This is a genomic window from Micromonospora sp. NPDC047707 (assembly GCF_040704235.1).
In the GTDB taxonomy this organism is placed as follows: domain Bacteria; phylum Actinomycetota; class Actinomycetes; order Mycobacteriales; family Micromonosporaceae; genus Micromonospora.
The window spans coordinates 160,811-182,428 of record NZ_JBEYSU010000008.1 but is presented as its reverse complement, the minus strand read 5'-3'; the positions used below and the strand labels follow the sequence as shown (position 1 = coordinate 182,428).

The window sequence follows — 21,618 nt, the reverse complement described above, 5'->3', positions numbered from 1 at the left end:
CCCTTCGCCAGGTCGATCAGCTCGCCACTACGTCACCCAAGTCAACACGCCCCGGTCAACGACTTCGATCACCATCCCGACAGGGGTCGACATCTGCCCGGGGGTGACGGTGTCGGTCACGTGGACGGGGTAGGTGACTCTGCATCGCGAAGGTTCGCGGTCGAACAGGCGGTTTGCCGGCGCGGCGATGACGAACCGGCCGTCGGGCAGGACCCGGCCCCCGCGCCCGGGCTCTTCGCCTCCGTTCGGATTGCCCCGGTTGCCCGGTCCGGCGACGCGCGCCGTTGAGACGATCCGCAGGTGGGAGCGGAATCGGGTGAATGCGTGCCGGAGCGGCCGGTGCGGCGGCACCGGGTGGATTGGCGCCAGTGGGCCCCGCTGACCCTGCTCACCCTGGCCGTGCTGGTCGGTGCCGGGTTGTGGTCCGCCGGGCTGCGGGGTGCGGCCCAGCTGATCTGGGCGGCGGTGACCCTGGTGGCGCTGCTGCCGGCCGTCTGGTCGACGCTGCGACAGCTCTGGCATCGGCAGTTCGGGGTCGACGTGGTCGCCGTGCTGGCGCTGGTCGGCACCCTGCTGGTCCGCGAGTACCTGGCCGGCGCGGTGATCGCGGTGATGGTCGCGACCGGGCAGGCGCTGGAGGACTACGCCCAGCGCCGGGCCACCCGCGACCTGCGGGCGCTGCTGGAACGCGCGCCGCGGCAGGCCCGGCGGCGTACCCCGGACGGCGGGATCGAGGTGGTGCCGCTGGACCGGGTGGCGGTGGGGGACCGGCTGGTGGTCGGCCCCGGCGACGCGGTACCGGTGGACGGGACCGTGGAGGAGCCCGCCACGCTGGACGAGTCGGTGGTCACCGGCGAGTCGCAGCTGGTCACTCGCACCACCGGCGAGCAGGTGGCCAGCGGCGTGGTCAACGCTGGCGCCGGGTTCGGGCTGCGGGCGACGAAGAACGCGGCGGAGAGCACGTACGCCGGGATCGTCCGGCTGGCCGAGGAGGCCACCGCACGGAAGGCCCCGATGGTCCGGCTCGCCGACCGGTACGCCGCCGCGTTCGTGCCGTTCACCCTGCTGCTGGCCGGCGCCGCCTGGCTGCTGACCGGCCAGTTCCTCCGGGCGGTGGCGGTGCTGGTGGTGGCCACCCCCTGCCCGCTGCTGCTGGCCACGCCGATCGCGATCGTCTCCGGGCTGTCCCGGGCGGCCCGGCGCGGCGTGCTGGTCCGCGACGGCGGTTCGCTGGAGCTGCTCGGCCGCGCCCGGACCCTGCTGATGGACAAGACCGGCACGCTCACCGCCGGCCACCCCCGGGCCGCCGAGACGGTCGTCGCGCCCGGCGGCGACCGGGACGAACTGCTTCGCCTGGCCGCCTCCGTCGAGCAGCTCTCCCCGCACGTGCTGGCCGCGGCTCTGGTCCGGCAGGCCCGGGACCGGGGGCTGCCGCTGGCCGAACCGACCGACGTCACCGAGGAACCGGGGCGCGGGGTGACCGGCCGGGTGGAGGGGCGGATGATCCGGGTCGGCCAGCTCGTCGGCGATCCGCCCGAGTGGGCGCAGCAGGTACGCGAGCGCGCCGAACTGGCCGGCCACTCCACCGTCTGGGTCAGCGACGAGCGGGCCCCACTCGGGGCGATCCTGCTGGAGGACCCGGTACGCCCCGACGCCCGGCGGACCGTGCGGCGGCTGCGGGAGGCGGGGCTCCGCCGGCTGATCATGGTCACCGGCGACCGGCCGCGTACCGCCCGGCAGGTGGCGCAGACCGTCGGCGTCGACGATGTGATCGCCCAGTGCTCGCCGCAGGAGAAGGTGGCCCGGGTCCGGGCGGAGTCCCGGCAGGCGGTCACCGTGATGGTCGGCGACGGCGTCAACGACGCGCCGGCCCTGGCCGAGGCGCACGTCGGCGTGGCGATGGGCGCCACCGGAGCGACCGCCTCCGCCGACGTGGCCGACGCGGTGCTCACCGTCGACCGGCTGGACCGGCTCGCCGACGCCGTCGAGATCGCCCGGTACGCGCGCCGCATCGCGGTGCAGAGCGCCACCGTCGGCATGGGCCTGGCCGTCGTCGCGATGGCGTTCGCCGCCGCTGGCAGGCTGCCTCCGGTCGCCGGCGCGTTCCTCCAGGAGGGCATCGACGTGCTGGTCATCCTCAACGCGCTGCGCGCCCTCGGCGGCGGCGTGCGCCGCCGGGACGTCCCGCCGCGGACCCGGGAACTGCTCGACCGGTACGCCGGCGAGCACGTCGCGGTGCGGGGCGTGCTGGACCGGCTGCGCGACACCGCCGACCTGGTGGCGACCCGCCCCGACGCGCCGGAGTGCGTGCCGGCGCTGCGCGAGGTGCACCGCCGGCTGGTCGACGAGGTCCTGCCACACGAGGCGGCCGAGGAGCGGCAGCTCTATCCGGCCCTCGCTGGCCCGCTCGGCAGCGACGAGGCGACCTCGACGATGAGCCGGACACATGTGGAGATCAGCCGGCTGGTGGACCGGATCGGCGGCCACCTGGCGCAACAACCGGACGGTCGACTGCGCCGCGACGCGGTGCCCGACCTGCTGGCCACCCTGTACGGGCTGGACGCCGTGCTCCGCCTGCACCTGACGCAGGAAGAGGAGGACTACTTCTCCCTCGACCCACCGGACAGCCCGGCACGGTGACCGGCGTCGCCATTCCGCTCAGGCGGACCATCGGCTGCCGAGGATCGCGCTCGCCCGCCGGAGTTGGTGCGGGGTACGGTGGCTGCCGCCGTGGCGAGCGCGTGACGTAGTTGCGCCGCTTCCGCCTTACGACCGAGTTTGTCGAGCACATCGGCCTGGGTGCGGTGTGCCGACCACAGTTCCGGACCGAAGGTGTCCGGCTCCTGTTCGGCAAGGGGCCGGTACAGCGCGATGGCCTCGCGGACCGCCGAGAGTGCCTGGCGCAGCTCGCGTCCCACCCGGGCACGTACCCATGCGAATCCGTACAGTGCGTAGGGCAGGCCGGGCAGGTGGGCGGTCGGATGGCGTTCGGCGATACGCCGGTAGAGCGCTACTGCTTCTCGGCTGCTCTCCAGGGCTTCTCGCCGCCGGCTGACCCCCGCCAGTTCGGCGCCGGCGCGGGTCAGCGCCATGGCCAGGCCGGGCTGGTAGGCGGTCGGGTTGACCTCGGCGAGCCGTCGGTGGATGGTGACGGCCTCCTGGTGCGCGGCCAGGGCCTCCTGTCGCCGGCCCAGCTTCGACAGGAGCCGGCCGGGGCGGTCGAGCGACGCTCCGAGCGCGGGCAGGTACACGGCGGTGTCGGCCTCGGCGACCCGCCGGTACAGGTCGGCGGCGACCGCCGCGGCGGCGAGCGCCTCCTCGTCGCGGCCCAGCGCCGACAGGTGGAGGCTGAGGTTGTACGACGTCATCGCGAGTCCGGGCCGGTGCACGGCCGGGTTGATGTCGACCAGCCGCCGGTACTTGTCGGCGGCTTCTTCGGCAACGGCCAGCGCCTCGTCGTGGCGGCCCAGGTTCCGCAGGTCCAGACCGAGGGTGTTCAGCATCGTCGCGAGGCCGGGCAGGCGCGCCGGACTGTCCTGCGCCAGCCGCCGCTGAATGGCGACGGCTTCCTGCCCGGCGGCCAGTGCCTCTTCCCGCCGCCCCAGCTTCGCCAGGTGGACGGCGAGGTTGTGCAGCGACCCGGCGAGCAGTTTCGGGTCGGTGGACGGGTCGCTCTCGATCAGACCCCGCACCAGGTGGACCGCTTCCTGGGCCGCCGTCAGGGCCTCCTCAAGGCGCCCCAGGTCGCCGAGGAGCATGTTGAGGTTGTGCAGGCACGCCGCGAGCAGGGGCCGGAACACGGCCGGCTCGACGTCGGCCAGGTGTCGGAACAGGTCGACCGCTTCCCGGCCGGGAGCGAGCGCTTCGTGATGGCGGCTGCGTTCGGCCAGACGCTGGGAGAGGCTGTCCAGCGCTGCCGCGAGTTGCGGCAGGTGGGCGCGGTCGGCCTCGGCGAGCCGCCGGTACGCCTCGGCGGCATCCTGGGCGGGCACCAGCGCCTCGTCGTAGTGGCCGGCGTGGACGAGTCGCCTGCTGAGCCTGTCCCGCAGGTCGGCGAGGTCGGCGAGGTCGGTGGTGGCGGTGTCGGTGCGGCGGAGGAGCGCACGGGTGATCGCCGCGGCACCCGGCTCGAGGTCGAACTGCCGGTCGCGGGGTAGAAGTCGTTCGATGGCCTTGAGTGTGTCGAGTGGTAGGTGGGTGAGGTCGCTGAGGGCGATCAGGGCGGCGCTGCCGGCGTCGATGGCCAGTTTCGGGTCCGTGCGCAGCAGCGGGTGGACGGTGGCCGTGCCGAGGTGGGGCCAACGTTGCGTTGCCGAGGCGAGGAAGGTGATCGCGCGGGGCGCCCACGCCGGGGCTGCTCCGTCGGCGTCGCGGCTGAGCAGGGCGATCGCGGTGGGGGCCGCCCAGGGGAAGCTGCGGTGGTGGGCGGAGTGGCCGGCGACGGTGAGGGCGAGATAGTCCTCGGCGAGCCGGTCCGGGTACAGCGGCTCCAGCACCCGGGTCGGGTCGGCCGGTGGATAGCAGTTGCCGTGGTCGGCGAGGATGCGCTGCGGGTGGGTTTCCAGGTCGAGACCGGTGAGAATGGCCTTGCCGGTGGGATGGTCGACCGACCCGGTCAGCGCCGCGGTGAACACCGCCTGTGCCATGACGCTCGGCGGGCTCTCGTACTCCAGGTTGGTGGGGTGGCCGTCGTGGTTGCGGTGCTGGTAGAGACGTTCCCAGTGCTGGTGTTCGCGTTCCAGCAGGTAGCAGGTCAGTCCGGCCGCGTCGTCGGGTGGGCGTCGACCGTGGACGTGGGCGTCGACCGCGACGAGGGCGGCCATGTGGACGGCCAGGGTCAGGCCCAGGTCCGGATGGTCGAGCCGAACCGGCGGTTCGATGCCGCTGATGTCGGTGGCAGGGTAGTGGGCGGCGAACCCGTCACGGGCGGCGGTGAACATGCGGGCCCGGTCGCCGGCGGGAGCGAGCAGCGGGCCGAGACACTGGTGCGAGACGCCGGCTTGCAGATCGGTGAGGGTCTTGACGAGGGCGGGTGGGCAGGTCGGGATCCGGGCGAGCAGCAGGATGCGGGTGGCCACCCCGGGCTGGCCGAGCAGGGCGTTGCTGAGCAGCCAGTTCAGGTGGCTGGGCGGCCACCGGTCGGCGTAGTCGACGACGAGCAGCAGCCCGGCGGAGCCGTCCAGGCGTAGATCCTGGCTGCCGGGCTGGGGGATGGCAGCGCCCGGGCCGTGGGTGGCCGTGACGGTCTTCCAGCCGGCGGCGCGCGCTTCGGCGGCGAACTGGTCGGCCAGCCGGGTCTTGCCCTGCCCACCCGGGGCGTGCAGCCATCGGGCGGCCAGCCGCCGTCCGACGTCGGTACGCCAGGCGTGCAGCTGGGCGAGTTCGGTCCGGCGGCCGGTGAAGTCGACGACGGCGTAGCGGGCGTCGAGCATGCGGCTGGGCACGTCGAGCAGCCATACCGAGTCGGGCGGCCGGGCGGAGCGGTGGTCTTCCAGCACGTACAGGGGAGTGCCGTCGCCGAGGACGTGGATGTCGGCGCCGATCACGCCGTAGGCGAACCCGGCGGTGGCGGTGACATGCTGGACGTAGCGCGAGCCGACGGTGCTGCTCACCTGCCCGCCGGGTCGCCACTCGCGGGCGTCGGCGCCGCCTCGCCGTAGTGGTTGACGATGTTTCCGCCGCCCTGGACGCCCTGGGCGATCGCGCCGGGCGCGGACGCGTGAACCCGCTGCACCCAGGTCTGCTGGGGTGCGGACAGCTCGGCCAGGACGGCGGCGGTCACCGTGCGTAGCTCGGCGGCCACGGCGCTGTCGGCGCCGACCTCATCGGCGTGCTCGGCGAGCAGATCGGCCAGCCGAGTCCGCCAGGCCGGCAGCAGCTGCCGGCGGAGTTGGTCGCGATCGGCCGGGTCGGTCTGCTCCAGCATCTCGGCATCGGTGTCGAGCTGCGCCGCGACGAGCGCGGCCCGGCGCGGCCCGCTCCGCCGGAACAGCGCGACGACGCCGTCGCGGGCTGTCTGCCAGGCGTCGCTGGCGGCCGCGCCGACCAGCGCCCCCGCGCCGGTCGCCGCCAGCGACCCGATCCACGCCGCTTCCTCCACTGCCATTCTCCTTCTGACCTCCGCCGGTGTTCACCTGGCCAGGAGCCACCCGGGCCCGTGCGCCTGGTCCGGGACGCGGGCACAGCCATCCGGCGTCCTGTTCCGCAAGCCTCGACCGATCCAGGTGACGAGGTCAATCCGCTATACGACAACCCACCAGGTCGAGCCCGGGAGCAGGCGACCTGGCGATCGCGACCATTCGGCGGGAGTTCGCGGTCAGAGTCGACGGTAGCGGGCCCGGCGGGCCTGGAGGCGGTCCGCCGGGTCGACGTCGAGCAGGGTGGCCAGCTCGTGCGCCAGTACCGCCCCCAGCCGGTCGAGGAACGCCGCGGGCTCGTCGGCGGCGTCGGGTCGCTCGGCCACGATCCGGTCCACGATGCCCCTCGCCCGCAGGTCCTGCGCACGGATGCCCTGCGCGGCGGAGATCTCCGGCGCCCGTTCGACGGTGCGATGGAGGATCGCCGACGCGCCCTCCGGCGGCAGCGGCGAGAGCCAGCCGTGCGCTGCGGCGATGACACGGTCGGCCGGCAGGAGGGCCAAGGCGGCGCCGCCGCTGCCCTGACCCAACAACACGCACAGGGTCGGCACCGGCAGGGTGACGAGATCGGCAAGGCAGTGGGCGATCTCTCCGGCCAGGCCACCCTCCTCGGCCTGTGGTGACAGGGCGGCGCCCGGCGTGTCGACAACGGTGACGACGGGCAGGCCCAACTCCGCGGCGAGCTTGAACCCCCGCCGGACGGCCCGAAGGCCAGCGGGGTCGGGCGGGCTGTCGCGCCGGTCGTGTCCGACAACCACGGCGGGGGCCTCCCCGAAGCGGGCCAGCACCACGATCACACCGGCTCCGGTTTCGCCGCTCTGCGTACCGTGCAACGGCACGACATCCCGGCCGGCGTGTCTCAGCAGTCGGCGGATTCCGGGACGGTCTGCTCGCCGGGATCGTCGGACGGCGTCCCAGGCGGTGCGTTCGTCGGGCGGGTCTTCCGCCGGGACGGGCGGACGGGGGAGGCGGCGCGGCGCGCTGAGAGTGGCCAGCGCTCGCGCGGCCAGCGGCGCCACCTGCTCCGGCGCGACGACCGCGTCGATCAGACCGTGTCGGTGGAGGTTCTCGGCGACCTGCACGCCGGCCGGGAACGGCGAGCCGGTCAGCGCCTCGTGCACCTTCGGCCCGAGGAAGCCGATCAGCGCGCCCGGCTCGGCGACTGTCAGGTGCCCGAGGGACCCCCACGACGCGTACACGCCGCCGGTTGTCGGGTGCCGCAGGTAGACCAGGTATGGCAGCCCCGCGACCTTGTGCGCGGTGATCGCCTGGCTGATCTTCACCATCTGCACGAACGCGATCGAGCCTTCCTGCATCCGGGTGCCGCCGCTCGCGGGCGCGGCCAGCAACGGAATCCGCTCGGCGGTCGCCCGCTCGACGGCCCGGGTGAGCCGCTCGGCCGCCGCGACGCCGATCGAGCCGCCGAGAAATGCGAACTCGCCGGCGATGACGGCGACCCGCCGCCCGCCGAGCCGGCCCGCGCCGGTGATGACCGCCTCGTCGACTCCGGTGGCCCGGCGCGCGGCCGCCAGCGCCTCCGCGTAGTCGGCGTCGAGCGGGGTTGGGTCGGCAACGGGTTCGTCCCACGACTCCCAGGTTCCCGGCTCGATGACCAGATCGATCAGACCCCGTGCCGATCTCCTCACGCCGGGTCGACCTCCGCGTACGGGCAGTCGCCCGAGGGCCGGGCACGGCCCGGACCCCGGTCGAGGATGGGGTCGTCACCGGTGCGGCCGGTCCGCGGCGCCGCCCGGTGGGCGTCGGACGCCGCCTCGTCAACCTGGTCGCCAACCATGACGACACCGTAGTCGTCGCGGGCCCGGCGTCGCTCACCTTGTCCCACGCCACGTCCCGGACCGACCACCCAGGGCGGTGAGCGGATCGCCGCAGCGGACGTGGGTGGCGGAGCGGGGTCGGCCGAACTCCGCCACCCGGGCGTACGTGCTCAGTTCAGTCCGCCGTCGACGGCGCTCATCAGTGTTCCGGTGTCGCCGGACATCTCCCAGATCATCACGCCGAGCAGGCCCTTGGACTTCAGCCAAGCGGTCTTGCGCTGCAGAGACCAGGGGTCGTCGAACGTCCACCACTGGCCACCGGGCCCGGTGTAGCAGTACGTCGAGATCGACTGCTCGTCGTGGTGGACGGTGCAGCCCGGCACGCTGGCGATCAGGTTGCTGTAGCCCCGCGTACCGGCCTCCTCCGGGAACTGGCCGGGCGCCGCGCCGGTGGCGGCCTGCCATTCGCCGTGCACCCCGCCGTCGGTCACGCCCTGCCAGCCGCGGCCGTAGAACGGCAGCCCGATGGTGAGCTTGCGCGGGTTCACGCCGGCATCCAGGTAGGCCTGGATGGCGTCGGCATAGCTGAAGTGGACGGTGTACGGGTCCTGCGCGTCGGTGTAGAGGTTGGAGGCGTGGCCCGTCCGGTTCGGCTCCCATGAGTTGTCGCTGCCCGCGCCGTGGAAGTCGTATCCCTGCACGTTGGCGAAGTCCATGTAGTCGAACACGCTCGGGGTGCCGTCGGAGGTGCTGATGTCCCAGCCGGCAGCGATCTTCGCGGGGTCGGCCGGCGTGAACGCGGTCAACAGGTACCGCTTGCCGGTGGTCGCGCCCAGCTCATCGAGCTGCCGCCGGAACTCGGCGAACAGCAGCAGGTTGTTCGCCTTGTCCTGCGGGCCCCAGTGGTTGCCCGGGTGTCCTTCGGCGCCGGGCCATTCCCAGTCCAGGTCGATACCGTCGAAGATGCCGGCGGCCACGCCCGCGCCGCCGGCGCCGTTGTACGCCGGCAGGTCGCCCTTGATGTACATGTCGATGCAGGACTTGACGAACTTCTTCCGCGCCGCGTCGGTGGCCGCCGCGTCGGAGAAGAACTTCGAGTACGTCCAGCCGCCGAGCGAGATCAACACCTTGAGGTGCGGGTGCTTGGCCTTGAGTTTCTTGAGCTGGTTGAAGTTTCCCCGCAGTGGCTCCCAGCCGGTGTCGGCGAGCCCGTCGACGGACTGCGCAGCGCTCATCGGTCGGGCGTAGTCGGCGTCGGCGTCACCGGCGCCGGTGCCCTGGTCCGGGTCCTGCGGGTCGGGGGTGGTGCCCTTGGTGACGCCGTTGAGGCAGGTCAGGTTCACCGGGTCGAGGTTGGTGAAGGCGTAGTTGATGTGGGTCAGCTTCGCCGCCGCGCCGGTGGTGTCCAGGTTCTTGACGAAGTACTGCCGGCCGTAGATGCCCCACTGGACGAAGTATCCGACCCGGGCATGGCCGCCACCGCCGACCACGTCATCGGTCGTCGCGGTCGCCGCGTTGCTGGCCGCCGAGGCGTTGTCGTACCGGTCGCGGGCCTTCACCGTGAACGTGTAGGCCGTCGACGGCGCAAGCCCGGTCACTGTCGCGGTGGTGCCGGTGACGGACAGGGTCAGGGTGCCGCCCCGATAGACGTCGTAGCCGGCGATCCCGCTGGCGTCGGTCGAGGCGTTCCAGGCCAACGACACGCTGCTGGACGTCCTGCCCGTCGAGCGCAGGTTGCCCGGTGGACTTGGCGCCGTGTTGTCGTCGGACGGGTTGAGCGTGGTCACCGTGACCGGTGTGCTCGCCGCGGACCGGTTCCCACGAGTGTCCTTCGACGTCACGGTGAACGTGTACGCCGTGTCGGGGGACAACCCGGTGACCACAGCCGACGTGCCGGTGACGCTGGTGGCGAGGGTGCCGCCGCGGTAGACGTCGTAGCCGGCTACCGGGAAGTCCCCGCCGGCTGCCGCGTCCCAGGCCAGCGACACGGTCCTGGTGGTGCGGCCGGTCGAGCGCAGGCCGGTCGGGGGCGACGGTGGCCGGTCGGCGCTGCCGTCGCACTTGCTGCCGTTGATCCGGCAGTTGGTCGGGGTGCCCGGTCCCGAGGCGATGAACCAGAAGCTGTACGGCTCGGTGCTGCCACCGGGCTGGACCGATCGGTTGTAGTACTCGTTGACGACGGTCACGTGACTGCCGGACACGGTGGCCTTGCCGTTGTAGGAGCCGCTCATGGTGACGCCGGACGGTAGGTCGAACTCCAGCGTCCAGCCGGTGATGGCGGCGCTGGTCGGGTTCGCGACGACGTACCTGGACTGCCACCAGGAGCCGTGGTCGGCGCTGGAGAAGGTGGCGGTCAGGCCGGCGGCGGCTGCCGCTGGCGTGGCTGTGATGACGGCGGTGGGCAAGAGCAGCAGAGCGAGGGCCGCGACGGTGGCGCGGCGCGGTAGATGCATGGCGCGCTCCTTCTGACCTGGCGGGACCGGCGCCCGCAGCGATGGACGTCGCTCTCAGTAAAGTTTGTTAACAGTCCACCGTCAATAGTCGTCCATCGATGGATGTCGGAGTCGAGGCGACGCCGTCAGACTGGAGCAGGCCGGCCTGGAGGTGGCGGCGAGAGGTGCCACCGGTCGGCCCGCACCGATGGCACTGCCGCTACGGCCGGTCGAGGAACCGGCCGTAGCGGCAGTGACCTCCTCAGTCGACCAACTCGGCGAACTGGCGCAGCTGCCGTGGGCCGCCCTGGACCAGCAGGGTGGTGATCACCGTCTCGCGCCACCGCTGCAGCTCGTCCTTGATCTTCGCGGTCGGCCCGATCAGCGCGATGTCCTCCACCAGCGCGGTCGGTACGGCGGCGATCGCCTCCTGCTTGTTGCCAGCCAGGTACGCCCCGGTGATGACGTCGCACTCCCGCTCGTATCCGAGGCGGGTGATGACGTCCCGGTGGAAGTTGGCCGACTTGGCGCCCATGCCACCGACGTACAGTGCGACGAACGGCCGGATGCGATCGGCCGCCCGCTCCACGTCGTCGTCGACGACGATCGGCACGGTCGCGGCGATCTCGAACGTGTCCGGGCGGCGCCGGGCGCCCGGTCGGGCGAAGCCCTCGGCCAGCGCGGAGCGGTAGAAGCCGTCCGCCTTGGGGGAGAAGAACAACGGCAGCCAGCCGTCGGCGATCTCGGCGGCCAGCGCCACGTTCTTCGGCCCTTCGGCGGCGAGGAAGATCGGGATGTCGGCGCGCAGCGGGTGGACGGTGGACTTCAGCGGCTTGCCCAGGCCGGTGCCGCCGCGGTGCGGCAGCTGGTAGAACTCGCCGTCGTGCTCGACCGGGCCGGTGCGGGCGAGGACGGCGCGGATGATCTCGATGTACTCCCGGGTGCGGGCCAGCGGCCGGGGGTACGGCTGGCCGTACCAGCCCTCAACGACCTGCGGGCCGGAGGCGCCGAGCCCGAGGACGAACCGGCCACCGGACAGGTGGTCGAGGGTGAGCGCCGCCATCGCGGCCGCCGTCGGCGTGCGGGCCGACATCTGCATGATGTTGGTGCCCAGCCGCACGCGGGAGGTGCTGGCGCCCCACCAGGCGAGCGGGGTCAGGCAGTCCGATCCGTACGCCTCGGCGGCCCAGACCGAGTCGAAGCCGAGGCGGTCGGCCTCCGCGATGGCCTCCGTGACGCCGGCCGGGGGGCCGGAGGACCAGTAGCCGGTGGTGTACCCGAGTTTCATCGCGCGACCTTCCGTGTCACGGGGCGATGCCGTCGGCGGCGAGACCGGCGACGACCGCCTCGCTCAACGTGGTGACGGCGGACAGCGGGCGGACCATGACCGTGAACTCCTCGATCAGCCCGTCGTCGCCGAGCTGGAGCAGGTCGAGGCCGTGGATCTGCTTGCCGCGCACGGTCGCGCGGAAGATGAGGATGTGCGACTCGACCGGCCGGCCCGCCGTGCCGATCTCGGCCTCGCCGGCCAATTGCCCGACGTACCGGAAATCCTCGAACGTGCGTAGGAGCACGCCGAGGAGCCCGTGGACGGCCGGCGCCCCCTCGAACGGGGTGAACTTCACCGGACTGAAGAAGCGGACGTCCGGGCTGAACAGCCCCTCGAAGGCGGCCGGGTCCCCGGCCTCGACTGCGGCACGGAACCGCTCGACGGTCGTCACGGCGCGACCTCCCCTATAGTCAACGATAGGATTAGTCATATCACTGACTAGGCGACGAGGGAAGTGGGAGGTGTGACCGATGGCGTTGCGTCACGCCGTGCTGGCGGCACTGCTCGACGGCGAGTACAGCGGGTACCAACTGGCCAAAGCCTTCGACGTGTCGCTGTCGAACTTCTGGTACGCGGTGCCCCAGCAGCTCTACGCCGAGCTGGCCAAGCTGGAGCGCGAGGGGCTGATCGTCGGCCGGCAGGTCATCCAGCGGGACCGGCCCAACAAGCGACTGTTCACGGTCACCGACGCCGGCCTCGCGGAGCTGGCCGCCTTCGCCGCCACGCCGTCGAAGCCGTCGTCCATCCGGGAGGATCTGCTCGTCATGGTCCAGGCCGTCGACCGGCTGGACCCGGCCCCGGTCATCGCCCAGCTCGAGGAGCGCGCGGCCATGGCGGCGGCGAAGGTCGACCTCTTCGATCGGATGCTACGGCGGCTGCGTGGCCAGCGGGACGAGGAGACGTTCCTGCGCGAGGGCGACCGCATCGGGCCGTACCTGACGTGTCTGCGCGGCCGTCGGTTCGAGCAGGAGAACCGCGAGTGGTGCGAGCAGGTCGCGGCGCTGCTGCGCGCCCGCCCGACAGCCACCGACCCCGGCCCGTCCACCGTGCCTGACCACGAGGCGGCGCCGACCGCGCCCGCCTCGCCCCACCGGGACCCGAAGGGGCCGTTGGGGCGCCGGTAGCGCCGCAACGGCCCACCGTCGTCAGCCGTTGTCGATCAGGCTGGCGATCTCGTTGTAGATCACGTGTGCCTTGGCGCCCTGGTTCGACGGGCAGCCGCCGAGGTGGTGCAGGGCGATCACCCGGTGGCTGGCGTTCAGCACCGGCGAGCCCGAGTTGCCGCCAGAGGTGTCACAGCTGTAGCTGATGTTCCAGGTGTTGTAGTTCGCGTTCCGCACGGTGCACCTCGTGCCACCCTGGGCGTTCTCGTAGATCGACAGCCGCTTCGGGCTGCCGTCGCCGTGTCCGGGGATGTACATCTGCGCGCCGGTGCTGGTGGCGGTGGTCGCCAGGTACAGCGTGCCGAAGCCCTGGATGCTGGTGAAGTTGTTCACCGAGTACAGGGTGTAGTCGAGTTGGCTGGAGCCGCCGCTGCTCACCCGGTAGAGGGTGGCGCCGCTCACCTTGGTGCCGGGGCCAGGGTTGGCGCCGCCGCAGGTGGCGCACTGGTAGTTGAACTGCATCTCGCTGCCGCTGACAGTCGACTGCGTCGACATGCAGTGCTTGTTGGTCAGCATGCGGTTGGTGTTGCCGACCCGCCAGGTGGTGCACAACCCACCGCCGCTGATCAGCAGCCGCGCCACTGCGTTGCTGCGGGCGTACTCGCTGGGGTGGCTGTTCTGGTAGCAGACCACGTCGCGGCGGGCGTCGGTGCTGCAGACGGAGAGCGTGGAGAGGTTGTACTGCGTGATCTCCGTCCGGTCGTAGCCGCGCCAGAACCGGTCGATGGTCGCGGCCCTGCCTTGCGCGGGGCGGCTGCTGTGCAGCGTCACCACGGCGGTGTCGCCCTCCACCGACATCGCCCAGAAGCCCGGCTGTCCGTCGGTGGTGTAGTCCGAGCTGGTCGCCCGGTTCAGGTAGCGGTCGTACCGGTAGCTCTCCCGGCCGTCGGGGCTCGACACGGTGACGTAGTCGCCGTGAGCCAGTCGCAGTGAGCTGAAGTGCACCTTGACGTACGCCGCGCCGGGGTGCCGGATGATCTGTCGCCGGCCGTCGCGGGCGTAGGACAGTGAGCCGTCCACGGTGCGAAGTTCACCGACCGTGGTCACGCCCTCCGCCGAGAACTGATCCGATTCCGATGCCCGCTCGGAACGCGGTGCGAGCGGTTGAGCCGAGTACGCCTCGGCGGCGGGCACCGACACCAGGCTCAGCCCGAGTGTGCACGCACTGAACGTGACCGCCGCCGTCCGTAGGCGACGCAGGACCTGTCTCATTGTCGCTCCTCCCAGGAACCAGCACTAGAACGATAGATGTAAGTCTATCGATATAATGACGGTCTGCGGCACCCCGGAAAGGTCTGGACGGTTTCCTAGGCGCTCCGGTGCAGGTCCCGCACCTCAGGGAGCTGTGCGAAGCCGGCCGACCGGTAGGTGGCAACGGCGCCGACGTTGGAGCTCTCGGCGCACACGATCGCGCTCGACGAGCCCAGTGCCCGGAGGGCGGCCGCCGCGGCGACGGCGACCGCCTTGCCGTAGCCGTGTCCGCGATGGTCGCGGTGCACACCCACCGGTTCCAGCAACCCGGGCTTCCCCGGACCGGCGGACCACACCGTCGCGGTCGCCACCGCGGTGCCCTGGTCGTCGTACGCGACCAGGCACCGGGCGTCGGCGTACGGTGCTCCGGCGGCCATCGCGTGCCAGCGCTCGTCCGTGAAGGTCGACCTGTCGAACGACGCTCGCTGGACGGCGGACCGCACGTGCGCCCGCGCCGGGCCGATCACCTCGATCCGCACGCCGCAGCCCTCCACCGGCTCCGCGAGGTCGCGCCGCAGCGGTGTCCACGGCTCGTCGGCGTCCCACCCGTCATCGAACAGCAGCCCTTGGAACAATGCGCCACATCGTGCTTCGATGTAGACGTTCCCCTGCGGCAGGACGCCGCGCTCCGGCCGGGTCACGTCGGTGACCATCTGTCGGGCAAGCTCCTCGTCGTCCTGGGCGTCCGGCGCGATCGCCAGTCGTAACAGGCCGGGGCTGTCCAACAGCCCGATTGCGAGAATCTGTCCGTCACGGCTCCAGGTCCGGACCGCCGCGGCCGTCGCCTCGGCACCGAACCGCCAGTGCCAGCCCAGGTCCCCTGGGTGCAGCTGCATGGGCGCCCCGTCGTACTGCCACTCCCGCAGCACGCGCACGGCCTCGCTCAACCCATCGACTGCTGGCTCGCTCAACACGATCGACACGGTCTGATCAGACACCGTGGTGGCGCCATGCCGAAAGCGAATTAGCAACAGGCACGCGGGCGCTGCGATGAGCCGCACCGGGCGGCCGGCTCAGCCGATGGCGCCACCGCCTGCGGTTCGCCGGATCTGTTCTGCGCGGCCGCCAGCGCCCCGTGGCAGGTGCGGTCGGGTTGGTCGGCCGCCGGGCGTGAGGCCTGATCCTGCTTCCGGCCCCGGGTCGGGCGGACCTGGAGAACAGCGACGGACGACAGCACCAGGGCACCGCCGGCGAGCTGAACCGGGGTCAGGGATTCGCCGAGGGTGAGCGCCGCCAGTGCGGTGGTGACCACGGGTTCGAAGGTGGACAGGATGGCGGCGGTCGACGGACCGGTCCGCTTCAGGCCGGCGAAGAAGGTGAGCATCGCCAACACGGTGGAGACGCCGGCGATACAGGCCAGCCAGAACCATCCCGGCAACCCGAAGCCGAGGTCGACCCCGCCGGTGAACCCGGCGCGGGCGCCGAGGGTGCCGGCAGCCCCGGCCATCACCAGCGCGGACAGCACCACGGGCGGCAGCCGGTGCACGACGGTGTCCGCGACGAGGATGTAGATGGTGTAGGTGATCGCCGAACCGAAGGCCAGCAGCGCGCCGAGCGGGTGGAAACTCACCCCGCCGGCGCCGAGCAGGACCAGCAACGCTCCGCCCGACGCGGCCACCAGCGCGGCGGACCGTCCGGGGGTCAGCCGGTCCCGGCCGAGCAGGACCGCGGCCACGGTGACCAGGACCGGGTAGGTGTAGAGAATCAGAGACAACAGCGAGGCATCCATCAGCTGCAGGGCCGAGAAGAACAGGCCCGCCTGGGTCGCGTACCCGATCGCGCCCAACCCGATGGCGGTAGCCAGCACCCGGCCGTGCCCTGCCGGTGCCCGACCGGCCGGTAGGCCACCGTGTGCACCCGGTTCCGCTCGTCGTAGACCCGGCCGCAGGAGCAGGAGAACCCCCAGCAGCGCGGCCGCCAGGCTGAAGCGCACCAGCAGCAGAGCCCCCGGTGAGACGCCGGCGTCATAGGCGAACTTGCCGAAGATCGCCATGGCGCCGAAGCAGGCCGCGGAGACAAGACACAGTGCGGGACCCATGCGTCGAGCATCAACCACCGAAACCGTCAGGTCTAGCGATGATTGATGGAGCCAACTCATTAGGATTCCTACATGGTCGCGTTGGATCTTCGCCGCCTCCGCTTCCTCCGGGAGTTCGAGGAGCGGGGCACCCTCGGGGCCGTCGCCGCCGCTCTGGGCTACAGCCCGTCGACGGTCTCCCAGCAACTGACCCTCCTGGAGAGGGAGACCGGTGCCCGGCTGTTCGAGAAGGCCGGGCGCGGCGTCCGGCTCACCGACGCCGGGCGACTGCTGGCCCAGCATGCGCGCGTGCTGCTGTCGGCGGCGGAGGCGGCGGAGGCGGACCTGGCGGCCCTGGGCGGCGACATCCGGGGCACCGTGCGAGCCGGCGGCCTGCAATCGGCGGCTCGCCGTCTGCTGGTGCCCGCTGTGGCCCGCCTGACGGCCGACCACCCGCAGGTGCGCGCGGAGATCTTCGAACTCGAACTCGAACAGGCGCTACCCGGCCTGCGGCTGGGCGCGGTCGACCTGGTGATCGGCGACGAGTACGACGGCCACCCCCGGCCCCGGCCGGCAGGGCTACGCTTCGCGCTCCTGCACGAGGAACCGCTGAAGGTCGTGTTACCGGCAGCGCATCCACTCGCCACAACGGGAGGACCCGTGTCGGTCGCCGCGCTGCGATCCGACGTCTGGGCCGCCTCCGCCGAGGGGACCGGCCACCACGCCATGGTGGTCGGGACCTGCCGGTCCCTCGGCGGATACGAGCCCGACCTGCGGCACCGCGCCAGCGACGCCGACGTGCAACTCGAACTCGTCCGCGTCGCGGCAGCCGTCGCGTTGATGCCGGCGTTGACCCTACCGACCGGCGATCCCGCTCTGGCGATCCGTGACGTTGCCGAAGCCACCCTCCGGCGCCGCCTGGTCGTCGTCACCCGAGACACCCCGCCGGCTCCCGCACTGACCACCCTGCTGGCAGCGGTGACGGATCAGATACGCAAGATCAACGGAGATCCGGATCAGCTACCGTCGAGGTGAGCACGGCCTCAGTCAGGTTCGCGGTGCAGCCGTTCATCCCCCGGCCGTTGCTCAGAAGTCGTCGTCGAAGCTGACGCTTCCGGTGACGCCCACCTGGTACGCCGACACGCGCCGCTCGAAGAAGTTCGACAGTTCCTGTACGTCCTGCAGTTCCATGAACGCGAAGGGGTTCGTCGAGCCGTAGAGCGGTGCGATGCCGAGCTGGGCGAGCCGGCGGTCGGCGACGTGCTGCAGGTACAGCCGCATGTCGCCCAGGGAGAGCCCGGAGACGCCCTGTTCGAGCAGGTCCTCGGCGAACTGGACCTCGCACTCGACCGCCTCGGCCAGCATCTCCCGGACCCGCTGGACCAACTCGTCGTCGAACAGGTCCGGCTCCTCACGCCGTACGGTGTCCACCACGTCGAAGGCGAACGCCATGTGCATCGACTCGTCGCGGAACACCCAGTTGGTGCCGGAGGCGAGGCCGTTGAGCAGGCCCCGGGAGCGCAGGTAGTAGACGTACGCGAAGGCGCCGTAGAAGAAGAGGCCCTCGATGCACGCGGCGAAGCAGATCAGGTTGAGCAGGAACGCCCTGCGGTCCTCGCGGCGCTTCAGCTCGCGCAGCTCGAAGACGGAGTCGATCCAGCGGAAGCAGAACTCGGCCTTGCGTCGGATGGACGGGATGTTCTCGATCGCGGCGAACGCCGCGAAGCGTTCCTTCTCGTCGGGGACGTACGTGTCGAGCAGGTTCAGGTAGAACTGGACGTGCACGGCTTCCTCGAACAGCTGCCGGGACAGGTAGAGCCGGCCCTCGGGGGAGTTGACGTGCTGGTAGAGGTTGAGCACGAGATTGTTGGCGACGATCGTGTCGCCGGTGGCGAAGAACGCGACCAGGCGGGACACCAGGTGCTGCTCGGCGGGGGAGAGCCGGGCCAGATCGGCGAGGTCGGAGTGCAGGTCGACCTCCTCGACGGTCCAGGTGTTCCTGATCGCGTCCTTGAACCGGTCGAAGAAGTGCGGGTAGCGCATCGGGCGCAGGGTCAGATCCATGCCGGGGTCGAGCAGCATGTGCCGGGTGCCGGTACGGGGTTCGGACGTCGTGGTCACTGGCAGGCCTCGCAGCTCTCGGGGTTCTCCAGGGAGCAGGCCAGCGCCTCGGCGTCGGCGGCGACGACCGGAGGCGCGACCGCCGTGGGCGCGACGGCGACGGTGGCCTGCTGGATCCGCGTCGCGGGACGCGAACGCAGGTAGTAGGTGGTCTTCAGCCCGGACTTCCAGGCGTACAGGTACATCGACGACAGCTTGCCGATGGTCGGCGCCCCCATGAACAGGTTCAGCGACTGCGACTGGTCGACGTACGGTGCGCGGGCGGCGGCGAGGTCGATGAGTGCCCGCTGGGGGAGTTCCCAGGCGGTGCGGAACAGTTTCCGCACGTCGGTGGGCAGGTCGGTGATCCCCTGCACCGATCCCTCGGCGCGCTTGATCTGGTCGCGGATCTCCGGCGTCCACCGTCCCCGTGCCTTCAGCTCGCGGACCAGGTACGTGTTGACCTGGAGGAACTCGCCGGACATGGTCTCGCGTTTGAACAGGTTGGACACCTGCGGCTCGATGCACTCGTAGCAGCCGGCGATCGAGGCGATCGTGGCGGTCGGCGCGATCGCGACCAGCAGCGAGTTGCGCAGGCCGTGCGCGGCGATCGCCGAACGCAGCGCCGCCCACCGCTCGGTCTGGGCGGGTTCGACACCCCACAGGTCAGGGTGCAGCTCACCGCGGGCGGCGCGGGTCTCGGCGTACGCGGGATGCGGGCCGAACCGCTCCGCCAGGCCGGCCGACGTCTCCAGGGCGGTCAGGAAGATCTCCTCCTGTACCCGGGTGGACAGCTCCTTCGCCTCGGCCGAGTCGAACGGCAGGCGCAGGGTGAACAACGCGTCCTGCAGGCCCATCAGGCCGAGCCCGACCGGCCGCCAGCGCGGGTTCGATGCCGCGGCCTGGTCGGCCGGGTAGTAGTTGATGTCGATCACCCGGTCGAGGAAGACCACCGCGGTGCGTACGGTCGAGCGCAGCTTCTCCCAGTCGACCCCGTCCCCGGTGACGTGCGCGCCGAGGTTGACCGAGCCGAGGTTGCACACCGCGGTCTCGGTGTCGCTGTTCACCTCGAGGATCTCGGTGCACAGGTTGGACAGGTGGATCGTGTTGCCCGGCACGCCGGTCTGGTTGGACAGCCGGTTCGACGGGTCCTTGAACGTCATCCACCCGTTGCCGGTCTGCGCCAGCGTCCGCATCATCCGCCCGTACAGGTCCCGGGCCTTGACCGTCCGGACCGCCTTCTTCTCGGCGATCCGGTAGGCGGCGTCGAACTCCTCGCCGTACAGGTCGGGCAGCTCCGGCGCGTCGGAGGGGTCGATCAGCGACCAGTCGCCGTCCGCCTCCACCCGGCGCATGAACTCGTCCGGGATCCAGTTGGCGAGGTTCAGGTTGTGCGTACGCCGGGACTCCTCCCCGGTGTTGTCCCGCAGCTCCAGGAACTCCTCGATGTCCGGGTGCCACGGCTCCAGGTAGACGCAGGCCGCCCCCTTGCGACGGCCGCCCTGGTTGACCGCCGCGACGCCGGCGTCGAGGGTCTTGAGGAACGGCACGATGCCGTTCGACCTGCCGTTCGTGCCGCGGATCAGCGCGCCCCGGCCGCGTACCCGCGACCAGGCGATGCCGATGCCGCCGGAGAACTTCGACAGCTTCGCCACCTGGTGGTACCGCTCGTAGATCGAGTCCAGCTCGTCCCGTGGCGAGTCGACCAGGAAGCAGGACGACATCTGCGTGTGCCGGGTGCCCGAGTTGAACAACGTGGGTGAACTCGGCAGGTACGCCAGCGACGACATCAGCCGGTAGAAGCGGATCGCCTCGCCCGGCGTCCCGGACAGCCCGCAGGCCACCCGTAGCAGCCAGTACTGCGGCGTCTCCACCACCAGCCGCGACTCGGGGTGGCGCAGCAGGTAGCGGTCGGCGACCGTGCGCAGCCCGAAGTACTCGAACCGCAGGTCACCGACAGGGTCCACGGCGTCGTCGAGCTTGCGGGCGTTGCGGGCCACGAACGCGGCGGTGTCGTCACCGATCAGGCCCAGCCCGTGGGCGTACCGGATGGACTGGCTGAAGCTCGCCACACCCTGCCCGCGGACCTCCTTGTCCACGTACGCGGCCAGCAATCGCGCCGCCAGTTTCGAGTACTGCGGCTCCTCGCCGATCAGCTCCGCCGCCGTCTGGATCGACAACTTGTCCAGCTCCGCGGTCGTCGCCCCGTCGTAGAGACCACTGATCGTCTTCGTGGCGACCCGCAACGGGTCCACCTCGTCCAGGTCGGCCACCCACCGCTCGACCGCCTTGACGATCTTGTTGACGTCCACCGGCTCGGCGTCGCCGTTGCGTTTGCGGACCTGCATCACCTGCCGGCGCGGCTCCGGTGCGCCCGCGCCGGACGCGAGCCTCTCCTGTACGACCGTCATGACCTCTCCTCGCGCTGTCTCCGATGGCCCTCGGACGCGGGAGAACGCCAACGGACCCGACGGACGGCAGGCCCGGCTGCTGGCGTCGGTCGTCCCGCGCGACCTCCGACCGCCGCGCGCACAGGCGCACGGCGCGCTGGCAGGTCTTCGGACTCGCGGGCCTGACCGGGGTCGCCGGTCGCCTACTGGCCGTCGCTTCCCAGGCCCGATCAGGCCCAGTGCTCGATGACGGCGGTCGTTCCCACTCACCGCTGCGGGGCAGCCCCGGACTCGCACCGGGTTCCCTCTTGCCTCGACCGCCCCTGCGGGAACGGCCGAACCAGCTGCGGGGAACACCATATATGCCGACACCGTCGAGCAAGCAACACTAGATGTCGCGTCGGCGTGTCAGCTTCGTCTCACCCGATCATCCACCTCTCCCGGCGGCCACCGGCCCGGTTGGGTAGCGTCCCGGTCATGAGTGAGGACACCTTCCGCTCCGTCGAGATCGAGCGCACCAGCGTCGGGCGGTACGTCGCGCGGAACGTCCGCGGCGGATCGCTGCCGATGGGCGCGGGTGAGGACGCCAGCTTCACACCGGTGGAGCTGCTTCTGGCGGCCATCGGCGGTTGCACCGCGATCGACGTGGACCACATCACCAGCCGCCGCGCCGAGCCGACCCGGTTCACCGTCAAGGTCAGCGGCGACAAGGTCCGGGACGAGACCGGAGGGAACCGGATGCGGAACCTCACGGTCGAGTTCACCGTGGAATTCCCGATGGACGAAGACGGCGACAAGGCGCGTGCGGCGCTGCCCCGGTCGCTGCAGCAGTCGCACGACCGGCTCTGCACCGTCTCCCGTACCGTCGAACTCGGCACCCCCGTGTCGACCGTCGACGCTTCCGGCCGAGCCGGGAACTGACGCTACGGCCGCCCGGGACATCGCGGCTCGTGGTTGCTCCCCCGGGACACCGGCCGGTGACACGGTGGGGGGAGCGGCTCTCCGCGTTCCTTACCGCAGTTG

At 71.5% G+C, this 21,618-nt stretch carries 15 protein-coding genes, 1 pseudogene and 1 riboswitch; of the genes and pseudogenes, 4 read left to right on the top strand and 12 right to left on the bottom strand.

Annotated elements, in window-relative coordinates; genetic code table 11:
* The first annotated feature begins 300 nt into the window (after positions 1-300).
* Positions 301-2,640, top strand: coding sequence for a heavy metal translocating P-type ATPase (locus AB0873_RS12060; RefSeq protein ID WP_366599693.1), 2,340 nt, complete (start codon positions 301-303; stop codon positions 2,638-2,640).
* On the opposite strand, the gene AB0873_RS12055 is transcribed toward AB0873_RS12060, so the two are convergent.
* From AB0873_RS12055 to AB0873_RS12025, 7 genes are all read right to left on the bottom strand, one after another.
* Complete coding sequence (locus tag AB0873_RS12055) at positions 2,601-5,612, bottom strand: tetratricopeptide repeat protein (protein WP_366599692.1); 3,012 nt, start codon at positions 5,610-5,612, stop codon at positions 2,601-2,603. The genes AB0873_RS12060 and AB0873_RS12055 overlap by 40 nt on opposite strands.
* Positions 5,609-6,100: a hypothetical protein gene (locus AB0873_RS12050; protein WP_366599691.1), complete on the bottom strand. Its 492-nt coding sequence runs from the start codon at positions 6,098-6,100 to the stop codon at positions 5,609-5,611. Before AB0873_RS12050 ends, AB0873_RS12055 begins: the two co-directional genes overlap by 4 nt.
* 216 nt (positions 6,101-6,316) lie before the next feature.
* The gene (locus AB0873_RS12045; protein WP_366599690.1) at positions 6,317-7,783 is read right to left on the bottom strand and encodes a carboxyl transferase domain-containing protein; all 1,467 of its coding nucleotides are present in this window, start codon (positions 7,781-7,783) and stop codon (positions 6,317-6,319) included.
* On the bottom strand, positions 7,780-7,932 hold the full coding sequence (locus tag AB0873_RS12040; protein ID WP_366599689.1) for a hypothetical protein: 153 nt from the start codon (positions 7,930-7,932) through the stop codon (positions 7,780-7,782). The genes AB0873_RS12045 and AB0873_RS12040 overlap by 4 nt, the downstream gene beginning before the upstream one ends.
* A 150-nt stretch (positions 7,933-8,082) precedes the next feature.
* A complete protein-coding gene (locus AB0873_RS12035) occupies positions 8,083-10,365 on the bottom strand; it encodes a glycosyl hydrolase family 18 protein (protein WP_366599688.1) in 2,283 nt (760 codons plus the stop codon).
* 241 nt (positions 10,366-10,606) lie between these two features.
* Positions 10,607-11,632 (bottom strand): LLM class F420-dependent oxidoreductase, encoded by a 1,026-nt coding sequence (locus tag AB0873_RS12030; protein ID WP_366599687.1) that lies wholly within the window; start codon positions 11,630-11,632, stop codon positions 10,607-10,609.
* Between the two features lie 16 nt (positions 11,633-11,648).
* The gene (locus tag AB0873_RS12025; RefSeq protein WP_155331541.1) at positions 11,649-12,065 is read right to left on the bottom strand and encodes a nuclear transport factor 2 family protein; all 417 of its coding nucleotides are present in this window, start codon (positions 12,063-12,065) and stop codon (positions 11,649-11,651) included.
* A 79-nt stretch (positions 12,066-12,144) separates the two neighbouring features.
* Here AB0873_RS12025 and AB0873_RS12020 point away from each other — a divergent pair.
* Positions 12,145-12,690, top strand: a pseudogene (locus AB0873_RS12020) (PadR family transcriptional regulator); the annotation flags it as partial.
* 129 nt (positions 12,691-12,819) lie between these two features.
* Here AB0873_RS12020 and AB0873_RS12015 read toward each other — a convergent pair.
* From AB0873_RS12015 to AB0873_RS12005, 3 genes are all read right to left on the bottom strand, one after another.
* Entirely contained in the window at positions 12,820-14,049 is a 1,230-nt protein-coding gene (locus AB0873_RS12015; RefSeq protein WP_366599686.1) for a serine protease, read from the bottom strand.
* Between the two features lie 95 nt (positions 14,050-14,144).
* Positions 14,145-15,011 carry a GNAT family N-acetyltransferase gene (locus AB0873_RS12010; RefSeq protein WP_366599685.1) on the bottom strand — a complete coding sequence of 289 codons (867 nt, stop codon included), beginning with the start codon at positions 15,009-15,011 and terminating at the stop codon, positions 14,145-14,147.
* Between the two features lie 41 nt (positions 15,012-15,052).
* Entirely contained in the window at positions 15,053-16,126 is a 1,074-nt protein-coding gene (locus tag AB0873_RS12005) for a DMT family transporter (RefSeq protein WP_366599684.1), read from the bottom strand.
* A gap of 72 nt (positions 16,127-16,198) precedes the next feature.
* On the opposite strand from AB0873_RS12005, the gene AB0873_RS12000 reads away from it, so the two are divergent.
* On the top strand, positions 16,199-17,140 hold the full coding sequence (locus tag AB0873_RS12000) for a LysR family transcriptional regulator (protein ID WP_366599683.1): 942 nt from the start codon (positions 16,199-16,201) through the stop codon (positions 17,138-17,140).
* A gap of 51 nt (positions 17,141-17,191) precedes the next feature.
* Here AB0873_RS12000 and AB0873_RS11995 read toward each other — a convergent pair whose 3' ends face one another.
* Complete coding sequence (locus tag AB0873_RS11995; RefSeq protein ID WP_366599756.1) at positions 17,192-18,187, bottom strand: ribonucleotide-diphosphate reductase subunit beta; 996 nt, start codon at positions 18,185-18,187, stop codon at positions 17,192-17,194.
* A gap of 35 nt (positions 18,188-18,222) precedes the next feature.
* On the bottom strand, positions 18,223-20,616 hold the full coding sequence (locus AB0873_RS11990; RefSeq protein ID WP_366599682.1) for a ribonucleoside-diphosphate reductase subunit alpha: 2,394 nt from the start codon (positions 20,614-20,616) through the stop codon (positions 18,223-18,225).
* Positions 20,617-20,736: 120 nt separating this feature from the next.
* A riboswitch (cobalamin riboswitch) is annotated at positions 20,737-20,955 on the bottom strand.
* Positions 20,956-21,072: 117 nt separating this feature from the next.
* Between AB0873_RS11990 and AB0873_RS11985 the strand changes: the two genes are divergently transcribed.
* Positions 21,073-21,516: an OsmC family protein gene (locus AB0873_RS11985; RefSeq protein WP_366599681.1), complete on the top strand. Its 444-nt coding sequence runs from the start codon at positions 21,073-21,075 to the stop codon at positions 21,514-21,516.
* The last annotated feature ends 102 nt before the right edge of the window (positions 21,517-21,618 follow it).

Excerpts from the sequence above, each read along its gene's own strand:
- AB0873_RS11985 (WP_366599681.1), top strand. The coding sequence starts at position 21,073 with ATGAGTGAGGACACCTTCCGCTCCGTCGAGATCGAGCGCACCAGCGTC.
- AB0873_RS11995 (WP_366599756.1), bottom strand. The coding sequence starts at position 18,187 with ATGCTGCTCGACCCCGGCATGGATCTGACCCTGCGCCCGATGCGCTAC.
- AB0873_RS12005 (WP_366599684.1), bottom strand. The coding sequence starts at position 16,126 with ATGGGTCCCGCACTGTGTCTTGTCTCCGCGGCCTGCTTCGGCGCCATG.
- AB0873_RS12040 (WP_366599689.1), bottom strand. The coding sequence starts at position 7,932 with ATGGTTGGCGACCAGGTTGACGAGGCGGCGTCCGACGCCCACCGGGCG.
- AB0873_RS12000 (WP_366599683.1), top strand. The coding sequence starts at position 16,199 with ATGGTCGCGTTGGATCTTCGCCGCCTCCGCTTCCTCCGGGAGTTCGAG.
- AB0873_RS11990 (WP_366599682.1), bottom strand. The coding sequence starts at position 20,616 with ATGACGGTCGTACAGGAGAGGCTCGCGTCCGGCGCGGGCGCACCGGAG.
- AB0873_RS12015 (WP_366599686.1), bottom strand. The coding sequence starts at position 14,049 with ATGAGACAGGTCCTGCGTCGCCTACGGACGGCGGCGGTCACGTTCAGT.
- AB0873_RS12035 (WP_366599688.1), bottom strand. The coding sequence starts at position 10,365 with ATGCATCTACCGCGCCGCGCCACCGTCGCGGCCCTCGCTCTGCTGCTC.
- AB0873_RS12030 (WP_366599687.1), bottom strand. The coding sequence starts at position 11,632 with ATGAAACTCGGGTACACCACCGGCTACTGGTCCTCCGGCCCCCCGGCC.